This is a genomic window from Pseudomonas sp. SORT22, from assembly GCF_018417635.1.
Taxonomy (GTDB): domain Bacteria; phylum Pseudomonadota; class Gammaproteobacteria; order Pseudomonadales; family Pseudomonadaceae; genus Aquipseudomonas.
This window is the reverse complement of the sequence record NZ_CP071007.1, coordinates 978,230-990,000: the sequence shown is the minus strand read 5'-3', so window position 1 is coordinate 990,000 and position 11,771 is coordinate 978,230. Positions and strand designations below refer to the sequence as shown.

Annotated in this window: 11 protein-coding genes (1 of these 11 cut by a window edge); 3 read left to right on the top strand and 8 right to left on the bottom strand. The window is 60.9% G+C overall.

From position 1 onward, the window contains the following. The 8 genes from msrP to mrcB all read right to left on the bottom strand — a co-directional run. Window positions 1–852, bottom strand: the 5' portion of a protein-coding gene (gene msrP / locus JYG36_RS04690; protein ID WP_195885053.1) for a protein-methionine-sulfoxide reductase catalytic subunit MsrP. Its footprint begins 162 nt before the window's first position; 852 of the gene's 1,014 nt are visible here — the first part of the coding sequence; it begins with the start codon at window positions 850–852; its stop codon lies beyond the left edge, outside the window. A 63-nt stretch (window positions 853–915) separates the two neighbouring features. Next, window positions 916–1,773: a CDP-diacylglycerol--serine O-phosphatidyltransferase gene (pssA, locus tag JYG36_RS04685; RefSeq protein WP_010223018.1), complete on the bottom strand. Its 858-nt coding sequence runs from the start codon at window positions 1,771–1,773 to the stop codon at window positions 916–918. A 146-nt stretch (window positions 1,774–1,919) separates the two neighbouring features. Beyond that, complete coding sequence (gene ilvC, locus JYG36_RS04680) at window positions 1,920–2,936, bottom strand: ketol-acid reductoisomerase (protein WP_045199667.1); 1,017 nt, start codon at window positions 2,934–2,936, stop codon at window positions 1,920–1,922. A 50-nt stretch (window positions 2,937–2,986) separates the two neighbouring features. Then, complete coding sequence (ilvN, locus tag JYG36_RS04675) at window positions 2,987–3,478, bottom strand: acetolactate synthase small subunit (RefSeq protein WP_010223016.1); 492 nt, start codon at window positions 3,476–3,478, stop codon at window positions 2,987–2,989. A 2-nt stretch (window positions 3,479–3,480) separates the two neighbouring features. Beyond that, complete coding sequence (locus tag JYG36_RS04670; protein WP_195885054.1) at window positions 3,481–5,205, bottom strand: acetolactate synthase 3 large subunit; 1,725 nt, start codon at window positions 5,203–5,205, stop codon at window positions 3,481–3,483. Between the two features lie 422 nt (window positions 5,206–5,627). Continuing rightward, window positions 5,628–5,957, bottom strand: coding sequence for a YqcC family protein (locus JYG36_RS04665; protein ID WP_213603216.1), 330 nt, complete (start codon window positions 5,955–5,957; stop codon window positions 5,628–5,630). After that, window positions 5,957–6,718, bottom strand: a complete 762-nt coding sequence (locus JYG36_RS04660) for a tetratricopeptide repeat protein (protein ID WP_213603214.1) — start codon at window positions 6,716–6,718, stop codon at window positions 5,957–5,959. The genes JYG36_RS04665 and JYG36_RS04660 overlap by 1 nt, the downstream gene beginning before the upstream one ends. Window positions 6,719–6,742: 24 nt before the next feature. After that, window positions 6,743–9,064 (bottom strand): penicillin-binding protein 1B, encoded by a 2,322-nt coding sequence (gene mrcB, locus JYG36_RS04655; protein ID WP_213603212.1) that lies wholly within the window; start codon window positions 9,062–9,064, stop codon window positions 6,743–6,745. A gap of 115 nt (window positions 9,065–9,179) precedes the next feature. Here mrcB and JYG36_RS04650 point away from each other — a divergent pair, with 115 nt between their 5' ends. The 3 genes from JYG36_RS04650 to JYG36_RS04640 all read left to right on the top strand — a co-directional run bounded on the left by JYG36_RS04650 (window position 9,180) and on the right by JYG36_RS04640 (window position 11,642). After that, entirely contained in the window at window positions 9,180–10,742 is a 1,563-nt protein-coding gene (locus JYG36_RS04650; protein WP_045199676.1) for a bifunctional aminoglycoside phosphotransferase/ATP-binding protein, read from the top strand. 104 nt (window positions 10,743–10,846) lie between these two features. Next, window positions 10,847–11,191: a pentapeptide repeat-containing protein gene (locus JYG36_RS04645; RefSeq protein ID WP_045199678.1), complete on the top strand. Its 345-nt coding sequence runs from the start codon at window positions 10,847–10,849 to the stop codon at window positions 11,189–11,191. Window positions 11,192–11,357: 166 nt separating this feature from the next. Beyond that, window positions 11,358–11,642 (top strand): TfoX/Sxy family protein, encoded by a 285-nt coding sequence (locus JYG36_RS04640; RefSeq protein WP_045199681.1) that lies wholly within the window; start codon window positions 11,358–11,360, stop codon window positions 11,640–11,642. The last annotated feature ends 129 nt before the right edge of the window (window positions 11,643–11,771 follow it).

The following is an 11,771-nucleotide window of genomic DNA, read 5'->3' as shown; positions in this document are numbered from 1 at the left end:
GTTGGCATAGAAGCCATATTCATCCGGGGCAATCGCCTGCCAGGTGGTACGTGGCTGTTCTTCGACCAGGCTGATGCGCACGATCGACTTGATGCTCTTGAACCCATACTTCCATGGCACCACCAAACGCAACGGCGCGCCGTTCTGGTTGGGCAGTTCACGCCCGTACATGCCGACGGCGAGAATGGCCAGCGGGTTCATCGCCTCATCCAGGCGCAAGCCTTCTATATAAGGCCAGTCGATCAGGGCAAAGCTTGAGCGCTGACCAGGCATGGTCTTCGGGTCCTGCAACGTTTCGAAGCGAATGTAGCGGGCCTTGGAGGTTGGCTCGACCTGCTTGAGCAGTGCCGAAATCGGAAAGCCCAACCAGGGGATGACCATCGACCAGGCCTCCACGCAGCGCAGACGATAGATGCGCTCCTCCAGCTGGTAGGGCTTCATGAAGTCTTCGAGGGCATAACGCCCGGGCTTGCCGACCTCGCCATCCACCACCACGGTCCAGGGTTCGGTTTTCAGGCTGCCGGCATTGGCCGCCGGATCACCCTTGTCGGTACCGAACTCATAGAAATTGTTGTAGTGGGTGGCGTCCTTGAATGGCGTGGTCGCCTCCCCCGGCGCGGTTACGGCTTGCCACTGGGTAGCGGCGAGCTTGTCGTTGAACCAGCCTGGCGCCCTGCCCGCCTCGACATCGGCATAGCGCGATGGATCGGCAGCACTGGCCCAGCGTGGCAGCGCGGTTGCCGCCAGGGCAGCCAGCGACCCACCAAGCATGGCGCGGCGAGAGACATAGAGAGATTCGGGGGTGACGTCCGATTCTTTGCAATCGGAGGCTTTGGGCAGCTTGATGAGCATGATGGCTCCGTAGAACTGGAGGACTGATGCACCAGTAGACTACGGAGCCCTAGCGAAATTACATCACTCGATGTTTTTCCGCCGACGCATGCGCAACAGGTATTGCACAGGACCGGAGGCCGCATAGCCGAGGAACACCAGCAGCAGGATGCGCGGCGGGTCACTGAAGACTACCGCGAACACCAGCACCACGGCGAGGATCGCTACGAACGGCACGCGCCCCTTGAGGTCCAGCTCCTTGAAGCTGTTGTACTTGATGTTGCTGACCATCAGCATACCGGCCGCCGCCACCAGCAGCGCCACCAGGAACGACAGCTTCGAGCCCTGGATGCCGTAGTCGCTGAAAGCCCAGACGGTACCAGCCACCACGCCGGCTGCCGCCGGGCTGGCCAGGCCGATGAAGTAACGCTTGTCGGCCTTGCCGACCTGGGTGTTGAAGCGCGCCAGACGCAGCGCGGCGCCAGCGACATAGATGAAAGCGACCATCCAGCCGACCTTGCCCATGTCACCCAAGGCCCAGCCGAAGGCCAGCAATGCCGGGGCGACACCGAAGGCAACCATGTCCGACAGCGAGTCGTACTCGGCACCGAAGGCGCTCTGGGTGTTGGTCATGCGTGCCACGCGGCCGTCCAGGCCATCAAGGACCATGGCGACAAAAATGGCGATGGCGGCGAAGGCGAAATACTTGCTCGCCTCGCGTGGATCACCCGCACTGAGGGCCGCCTGGGCACTCATGGAGTTGATGATCGAATAGAAACCGGCGAACAGGTTCGCAGTGGTGAACAGGTTGGGCAGCAGATAGATGCCGCGATGCCGAACCTTGCGTCCTTCGGCGTCATGCCCTTCTTCAACATGCTCATCGATCGGTAGCAGGCTTTCGGCGTCAGAGGCCTTGTTCGGCTCTTCGGGACGTTCGCTCATGGACATTACCTTGCAACGGTGTGGAAAGTTTCGACAGACGTCTGCGACGAGGGTTCGCCGACAAACGATGAAGCTTTATACCAGAAGCTGACCGCCTAAACGAAAAAACGCGGCCGAAGCCGCGTTTTCATCGCATCAGGACAAGATCAGTTCTTGGCCTTGTCGACGATTTTGTTCGCTGCGATCCAAGGCATCATCGAGCGCAGTTGCTCGCCGATGACTTCGATGCCGTGGGCAGCGTTGTTACGACGCTTGGCGGTCATCGAAGGGTAGCCGGTGGCGCCTTCGCTGATGAACATCTTGGCGTATTCGCCGTCCTGGATGCGCTTCAGAGCGTTGCGCATGGCCTGGCGGGATTCGGCGTTGATGACTTCTGGGCCGGTCACGTACTCGCCGTACTCGGCGTTGTTGGAGATCGAGTAGTTCATGTTGGCGATACCGCCTTCGTACATGAGGTCAACGATCAGCTTCAGTTCGTGCAGGCACTCGAAGTAGGCCATTTCTGGCGCGTAGCCCGCTTCAACCAGGGTTTCGAAACCGGCTTTGACCAGCTCGACGGTACCGCCGCAGAGAACGGCTTGTTCACCGAACAGGTCGGTTTCAGTCTCGTCCTTGAAGGTGGTTTCGATGATGCCGGTACGGCCGCCACCGACGCCCGCGGCGTACGACAGGGCAACGTTTTTGGCATTGCCGGAAGCGTCCTGGTAGATCGCGATCAGGTCAGGGATGCCGCCGCCTTTGACAAACTCGGAACGTACGGTGTGACCTGGCGCTTTTGGCGCGATCATGATCACGTCCAGGTCAGCGCGTGGAACGACCTGGTTGTAGTGGATGGCGAAACCGTGGGAGAAGGCCAGGGTGGCGCCTTTCTTGATGTTCGGCTCGACTTCGTTCTTGTACAGCTGGGACTGGAACTCGTCCGGGGTCAGGATCATGACCAGGTCGGCACCGGCAACAGCGGTCGCTACATCGGCAACTTTCAGGCCGTGAGCTTCGGCTTTGGCAACGGTGTTCGAACCTTTACGCAGACCGACAGTGACGTCCACACCGGAGTCCTTCAGGTTGCACGCCTGAGCGTGGCCCTGGGAGCCGTAACCGATGATGGCAACTTTCTTGCCCTGGATGATGGAAAGGTCACAGTCTTTGTCGTAATAAACTTTCATGAAAATACCCCTGTTATCTCGGCCCATAGGGCCATCGCTAATTTTTTGAGTTAGATGCTGAGCACTTTGTCGCCACGGGCAATGCCGGTAACGCCGCTGCGCACTGTTTCGAGAATGGACGCGGTACCGATGGCCTGAATGAAGCTGTCAAGCTTGTCGCTGGCGCCAGTCAGCTGAACGGTATAGACGCTGCTGCTGACGTCGACGATCTGCCCACGATAGATATCGGTGGTGCGTTTGATCTCCGCGCGCTGGGCGCCCGTGGCCTTGATCTTGACCAGCATCAGTTCACGTTCGATGTGCGCGCTTTCCGAGAGGTCGACCAGCTTGACGACTTCAACCAGCTTGTTCAGGTTTTTGGTGATCTGCTCGATCACCTCATCATGACCGACCGTGGTCAACGTCAGACGCGACAGGGTCGGGTCTTCGGTTGGCGCCACCGTCAGGCTTTCGATGTTGTAGTTACGCTGCGAGAACAGACCGACCACGCGAGACAAGGCACCGGGTTCGTTTTCCAACAGCAGGGAAATAATGTGCCGCATGATTAGGTACGCTCCGTCTTGCTCAGCCACATGTCGCGCATGGAGCCGTCTTTGATCTGCATCGGGTAGACGTGCTCGCTGTTGTCGACCTGGATATCGATGAACACCAGGCGGTCTTTCATGGCGAACGCTTCCTCGAGCTTGGGCTTGAGGTCTTTCAGGCTGGTGATGCGGATACCCACGTGACCATAGGCCTCGGCCAGCTTGACGAAGTCAGGCAGCGATTCCATGTAGGAGTGCGAGTGACGGCTGTTGTAGGCCATGTCCTGCCATTGGCGGACCATGCCCAAGACGCCGTTGTTCAGGTTGACGATCTTCACCGGCAGGTCGTACTGCAGGCAGGTCGACAGCTCCTGGATGTTCATCTGGATGCTGCCCTCGCCGGTAACGCAGGCAACGTCCTGGTCCGGGAAGTTCAACTTCACGCCCATGGCCGCCGGGAAACCGAAGCCCATGGTGCCCAGGCCGCCGGAGTTGATCCAGCGATTGGGTTTGTTGAAGCGGTAGTACTGCGCCGCGAACATCTGGTGCTGACCCACGTCGGAGGTAACAAAGGCATCGCCCTTGGTCACTTCGCAGAGGGTCTCGATCACGGTCTGCGGCTTGATCACGCTGCCGTCGCCCTTGTCGTAAGGGAACATGTCGCGATCGCCACGCCATTCTTCGATCTGCTTCCACCAGGCGTCCATGGCGGCTTTGTCTGGCTGCTCGCCGATTTCGCGCAAGGTCGCGACCATTTCGCTCAGCACGCTCTCGACCGGGCCAACAATCGGCACGTCGGCCTTGATGGTCTTGGAGATCGACGCCGGGTCGATGTCGATGTGGATAACCTTGGCGTTCGGGCAGAACTTGGCCGGGCCGTTGACCACGCGGTCGTCGAAGCGCGCACCGACGGCGAAAATCACGTCAGCGTGGTGCATGGCCAGGTTGGCGGTGTAGCTGCCGTGCATGCCGAGCATGCCGAGGAACTGGCGATCGGTACCCGGATAGCCGCCCAGGCCCATCAAGGTATTGGTGACCGGCAGGTTGAGCATCTGCGCAACTTCGGTCAGGGCTGCAGAGCCGCCGCCGAGGATCACGCCGCCACCGGCATAGACCACTGGACGCTTGGCAGCCAGCAACATCTCGGCAGCCTTGCGGATCTGCCCCGAATGGCCACGAACAGCCGGGCTGTAGGAACGCATCTTGACCTTTTTGGGGTAGACGTATTCGAACTTTTCCGCAGGGTTGGTCATGTCTTTGGGGATATCGACCACGACCGGGCCCGGGCGACCGGATTGCGCCAGATAGAAAGCTTTTTTCAGGATTTCAGGAATTTCCGAAGCGTGTTTGATCATGAAGCTGTGCTTCACGATCGGCCGGGAAATACCGATCATGTCGGTTTCCTGGAAGGCATCGGTACCGACCATGGTGCTTGGCACCTGACCGGAGAGGATGACCATCGGAATGGAGTCCATGTACGCGGTGGCAATACCGGTGATGGCATTGGTCGCGCCAGGGCCCGAGGTCACCAGTACCACGCCGGCCTTGCCGGTGGCACGGGCGTAACCGTCCGCCATATGGGTTGCGGCCTGCTCGTGACGAACCAGGATGTGGCTTACTTCCGGTTCTTTGAACAGGGCATCGTAAACATGAAGGAGAGCACCACCAGGGTACCCGTAGATGTGCTTAACGCCTTCGTCACGCAAAAAGCGGACGACCATCTCAGCGCCAGATAAAAGCTCCACGTTGTTCACCTCTAAAACGCCAGAATACCGTCCACGGTGGACGGGTCTTAATAGGTTTACTGCCAAGCAGAGCATGAGCGACGAAATCGCCGACTACGTCAGCACTGACTGAGCAAGTATTGGGAGCGCCCCAAAGTGTTGCGGGGTTTTCCCACCCAGCGCGAGGTAACGCGTTGCGGGGTGTAACAGGTCGGCGCGGGTGTGCGCCTCATGATCTGCTTAGCGGGTCTGCTTCTGGCAGTCCCTCTACAGCGGAATCTGGATTCTTCTTTTTCGGCGCGCGCAAGTCAAGAAAAATTATTGCCAATTTCGCCCAAGGACTATCTACAGCCACCACTAATACCAGTGACAGCAGCAGAAATACTAACAATACAAACAAAAAGAGCCACAATCTGTGGCTCCAAGGGTGAAAAGAGGGAAATTCAGGCAGAAGGACTGATCAATTGGTCAAACTCTGCTAGCAGCCTGCGTAGCTCGCGGCTTTGCTCCGGGCGGTCGACGTATACCGTTTCAACCATGACCAGGATCCCGGAGGCATTTGGCAGCGCCAGTCCGTTCTCGAGAATCACTTTCATTCTTGGCAGGAAAATCCACTGCAGCCACTGATCGAAGTTCATGCTGTCGACCGCAAAGGGCACTGTGCTTGCCAGCGCCTCGGGGCTTGGCGGCTGCTCGCTCCACCAGCCCTGGACGTGCAGCTCGCGCTCGATCAGCAGCAGGTGATCGGCGATATCGAGGATGCGTTGGTCCATTACAGGTTGACCTGGGCTTTCTGCCGGGCCAGCGCTGCACCGGCCGAGTCACCCTGCTTCTCGCGCGACTGGGCAATGATGTTCCACAGCCCGGCCTGCAGGTCGGGGCGACCGTTGGCGTAGGTCAGGGCGCGGCGCGCCAGTTGCTCGGACTGAGCGGCATCGCCCTGGGCCAGGCGCACCTGGGCCAGACGGTAAAGCACTTGCGGCTCACGTGGGGCAATGCGCTGGGCACGCTCCAGGCTCGACGAAGCGCCGTTGTAGTCGCCGCCGCTCTGTTGTTGCTGGGCGGTGGTCAGCAGCGCCAGCACCGGGCCGTCGAGCTGTTCGTCAGCCGACAGGCCACCGCTGGCAGCGCTGGAGCGCGGAATGCCGCTCGGCGCACTCGGCGCGCTGGTGCTCGGCATGGTGTAGCTGCCGGCGTTGGTCGAGCTGCTGTCGAACGGCGTCGAACTGCTCGGGCCCGGAGTAATGGGGCCGGTGCTGATCGGCGCGGCGCCGGTGGCCGCCGGGAAGGTCTGGATCGGTGCGGCGCCGGAACCCTGCGGGACCATGACCATCACCCCGGAGTCCTGCGGCACGGCTTGCGCCTGGCGCGTACCATTATTGACCTGCGCCGGCGTGCCACGGTTGGCCGTGACCCGCTCACTGTTGGAGACCCGGGTACTGGAGTCGACCACGGGAATGGAGCCGCGCGGATTGCTGGCGCAGCCATTGAGCAAAGCCAGCGCCGTCAAGGCTGGAAACCACCACTTGTTCACTGCACACCCTCTCTAGGCTAATGCTTAATTCATCCAACCCTTGACCCAGTCCATGACGGACTCGGCAGGGTCCGGCTCACCGCCACAGGCGGCCCCGGCCGGCGGTTCACTTCCGCGAATATACGGCATCTGCACGGCGCCCGGGCAACTGGCGTCCGAGCCCTGGCCGCTATGCGGATCGATCCAGGCCTGCACCACGTTGTCGGGCAGCGGCATGTCCAGTGGCAGCGGGTCGGCCTTGTGCATGAAACTGGTCCAGACCTGCAGCGCACCGGTGGCACCGGTAAACGGCGTCTTGCCGTTGTCGTCACGCCCCAGCCACACTACTGCCAGCAAATCCTGGCTGAAGCCTGCGAACCAGCTGTCACGGGAATCGTTACTGGTACCGGTCTTGCCTGCCAGGTTCAACGTGCTTGGCAGCACACTGTAGACCGAACGCCCGGTACCTTCGCGCATGACCCGCTGCATGGCGTTCTGCACCAGATAAATGGCGCCCGGATCGAAGGTTTGCTGGATCTGGAACGGATAGCGCTTGAGCGGCTCGCCTTCGGCGGTGAGCACGCTGCGAATACCGCGCATCGGCGTGTTGAAGCCGCCGTTGGCCAGGGTCTGGTACATGGTTGCGACCTGCATCGGCGACATGCCGCCGGCGCCGAGCATCATCGACGGGAACGCCGGCCAGTCGACGTTGACACCCAGCCGGCCGATGGTTTTCAGCACGTTCGGCACACCCACTTCCAGGCCGAGCTTGGCGGTCGACAGGTTGTAGGAGTTGGCCAGGCCCTGATACAGATAAATGGTGCCGTGGGAACGACGGTCGTAGTTCTGCGGCTTCCATACCTGGCCATCGGCGCCTTTGACCGAGAACGGCTCGTCCTGCACCCACGTGGTCAGGGTGTATTTGCTCGGTTTTTCCAGGGCGGTCAGGTACACCGCCGGCTTGACCAGCGAGCCGATCGGCCGTACCGCGTCGATCGCGCGGTTGAAACCAGCAAAACCTGCCTGGCGGCTACCGATCAGGGCCTGGACTTCGCCGGTCTCCGGGTTGGTTACAACCATCGCCGCTTCGACTTCATCGGCGCCCTTGCGCCCGGCCAGACGCTTGAAGGTCTCGGCCATGGCCGCTTCGGATTTCATCTGCAGGATCGGATCGAAGCTGGTGAAGATTCGCAGGCCTTCTTCGGTCAAGTCTTCGTCGCGATAGTCCTGGCGCAGCTGGCGTTTGACCAGGTCGAGGAAGCCCGGGTAGGAGCTGTCGGCCAGGCTGCCGCGCTTGGTCACACCCAGTGGCATTTTCTTCGCTGCTTCCACCGCTTCCGGGGTGGCCACGCCCTGTTCGGCCAGCAGGTCGAGCACCAGGTTACGCCGCACCGTCGCCCGCTCCGGGTAGCGCCGCGGGTTGTAATAGGAAGGGCCCTTGACCATGCCGACCAGCAAGGCGATCTGGTGCAGCTTGAGCTCCGACAGCGGCTGGCTGAAGAAGAACTGGCTGGCCAGGCCGAAGCCGTGCACCGCACGCTGGCCGTCCTGGCCGACGAACACTTCGTTGAGGTAGGCCTCGAGGATTTCGCGCTTGTCGTAGTGCAGCTCAAGCAGCAGGGCCATCATCGCTTCATTGAGCTTGCGGCTGAGGCTGCGTTCGTTGGTCAGGTAGAAGTTCTTCACCAACTGCTGGGTCAGGGTACTGCCGCCCTGGCGCATGGCGCCGGACGAGGTGTTGACCCACACTGCCCGGGCAATCGACTTGGGCGACACGCCGAAGTGGTGATAGAAGTCGCGATCTTCCACGGCCACCAGGGTTTCCAGCAGGTACGGCGGCACCTGGTCGATCTTGATCAGGATGCGGTCTTCGAGGTTTTTCGGGTACAGGCCGCCGATCAGCAGCGGCTCAAGGCGCACCACGTCGAGTTTCGAGCCGTTGGCGCCACTGAGCCCGGCAACATAGTCGCCAGAGAAGCGCACGCGCACCGCTTGTGCGCTTTCCATGCCTTCATAGAACTGAAAGCCACGGGTATTGAGATCGACGGTATTGCCGTTGACCGCCGCCGCACCCGGGCCATTGGCGACGCTTTCACGGCGATAGCCGAGGGCATCGAGCTCGATGAGGAAGTCGGCCTTGCTCAGCTTCTGACCGACGAACAGCTCCAGCGGCCGGGCATACACCTTGGCCGGGATGGTCCAGCGCTTGCCGGAGAATTTCTCCTGGACCACGGCATCGAGGTAAATGGCATAGCCCGCCACCAGCACAAGGCCGACCAGGCTGAGCTTCAAGGCCCAGCCCAGCCAGGCACGCGAGCGGCCAGACGGGCGTTTTTTAGCGGTACGGGGGGATCGGGATCGAGTCATGGCGGCGGATTATACGCACTTTATCAATCATCGACAGGCGCCCTCCGGCGGTTTGCACCAGCCCCGCTTGCGGCCATAATGGCCGATTCGAATCTCCGACCCAGAAGGATCGCCCGTGAGCCAAGCCTTGATCACAGCCCTGCAGAATCCCGCCCTGTTCCCTCACCCGGTGAAGGCATTTCAGGTCATCGAGACGCATATATCCTGGGTGCTGCTCACCGGTGACTATGCCTACAAGATCAAGAAGCCGATGAACTTCGGTTTCCTCGATTTTACCGAGCTGTCCCAGCGTGCCCACTTCTGCGCCGAAGAGCTGCGCCTGAACCAGCGCCTGACCGACGACCTGTACCTGGAAGTACTGCCGATCACCGGCAGCGCCGAAGCGCCCCAACTGGGCGGCGAAGGCGAGCCGATCGAATACGCGCTGAAAATGCGCCAGTTCCCCCAGAGCCAGATGCTCAGCACCCTGCAGGCCAACAGCGAACTGACCGCCGCGCACATCGACCAGATGGCCGAGCAGATCGCCCGCTTCCACCTGGCCGCGCCAAAAGTTGCCGTCGAGCATCCGCTAGGCACGCCGGACAGCGTCATGGCCCCGGTCGAGCAGAACTTCGAGCAGATTCGCCCGTTCCTTTCCGACAAGGCCGACCTGCAGCAACTCGATGCCCTGCAAGCCTGGGCCCAGGACAGCTTCAAGCGCCTGCATGGCCTGCTCGAGCAGCGCAAGGCCGAAGGTTTCATTCGCGAATGCCACGGTGACATCCACCTGGGCAACGCCACCCTGATCGATGGCAAGGTGGTGATTTTCGACTGCATTGAATTCAACGAACCGTTCCGCCTGACCGACGTCTACGCCGATGCCGCGTTCCTGGCCATGGACCTCGAAGACCGCGGGCTGAAATCGCTGTCGCGCCGCTTCGTCAGCCAGTACCTGGAACTCACCGGTGACTACGCCGGCCTGGAACTGCTGAACTTCTACAAGGCCTACCGCGCCCTGGTCCGGGCCAAGGTCGCCCTGTTCAGCATGCCGGCCAACGCCGATGCGGTGCAGCGCGCCACTACCCTGCGCACCTACCGCAACTATGCCAACCTGGCGGAAAGCTACAGCGCCATCCCTTCGCGCTTTTTGGCCATCACCCATGGTGTGTCTGCAGTCGGCAAGAGCCACGTGGCCATGCGCCTGGTCGACGCCCTGGGCGCCATTCGCCTGCGTTCGGACGTCGAGCGCAAGCGCATGTTCGGTGAGCAAGCCAGCGCCAATGCCGGTCAGTTGCAAGCCGGCATCTATAGCGAAGACGCCAGCCAGGCCACCTACCAGCGTCTGCACCAGCTGGCCGAAACCATCCTGCGTGCTGGCTTCCCGGTAGTTATCGACGCCACCTACCTCAAGCACGAGCAGCGCCAGGCCGCCGCCGGCGTTGCCAGCGAAACCGGCGTGCCGTTCCTGATCCTCGACTGCAACGCCCCGGATGCGGTGATCGCCAGCTGGCTGGCCCAGCGTCAGGCCGATCAGAACGATCCGTCGGATGCCACCCTGGACGTGGTCAAGGCGCAACAGGCCAGCCGTGATCCGCTCAGCGCCGAAGAGCTGCTGCAAAGCAAGCGCGTGGAAACCAACGAAAGTGGCAGCCTCGACCTGTTGGTCAAGCAGATCCGCCAGCGCCTGCCCGGGCTCTGATACCACCCAGGACGTGAAGCAGTCGACAGTTCACGCCTGATTCCGGGCGCCCCCTTGATGATGGCACTATAGTGTCACCACAAGTGCAAACAAGGAGGCGCCTCATGAATCAGCCACGGCAACTGGACAGCGCGCTGTATGCGCTGGTGCATGACGAACAGATCGCCAGTTTCAATCGCGAGAAACCCAAGGATGGCACCGTCGACTTTCGTGGCGGCGATTTTCGCGGGCTCGACCTGCGCGAGCTGGACACCACCGGCATCGACTTCACCGATGCTTACTTTCGCGCCTCCGACCTGCGCGGCCTGGACCTGCGTCACAACGGCCTGGAAGGCGCAAGCCTGGCCCATGCACAGATTTCCGGCACCTACTTTCCCAGCGAACTGAGCGCCGACGAGATTCTCATGTCGGTCAACTTCGGCACCCGCCTGCGCTACCGCACACGCTGACAGCAACCTTCGAAACCCCCGCCGGCCGTGGCCTGGCGGGGGCTTTCGGCTACCCGTCGGCACATGGATGGCAAAACGCCGCGTATTTCCCAAGTGCCGCTACACTGCTCATTGACCTGCCGCGATTACTAAATCAAGACCCGTTCAGCCGTCGCAAGGAGGCTTGATGAACGATGAACTCCAGCATCTGAAAAACCTTGGCAAGACTTCTGCGCAGTGGCTGCATGCGGTCGGCATCCACAGTGCTTCGGACCTACGCCGGCTGGGTGCGGTCAACGCCTACAAGGCCGTCCGTACCCGGGGTTTCCGGGCCTCGAAGGTGCTGCTGTACGCGATTGAAGGCGCCTTGCTCGATGTGCACTGGAACGATATTCCGGCTGAACGCAAGGAAGCCCTGAACCAGCAACTCGACGGCAAAATTGCCGTACAGAAAAATAATCGGGAATTTTGAATCACGACACTTGACTACGAAATGAGAATCGTTATGATTATCACAACTGGTCGCGAGACTGGTTGGGTAACCTGAAAGCCCCTGGTTCGGACTCTCAGATTATCTCCTCATCAGGCTAATCACGGTTAT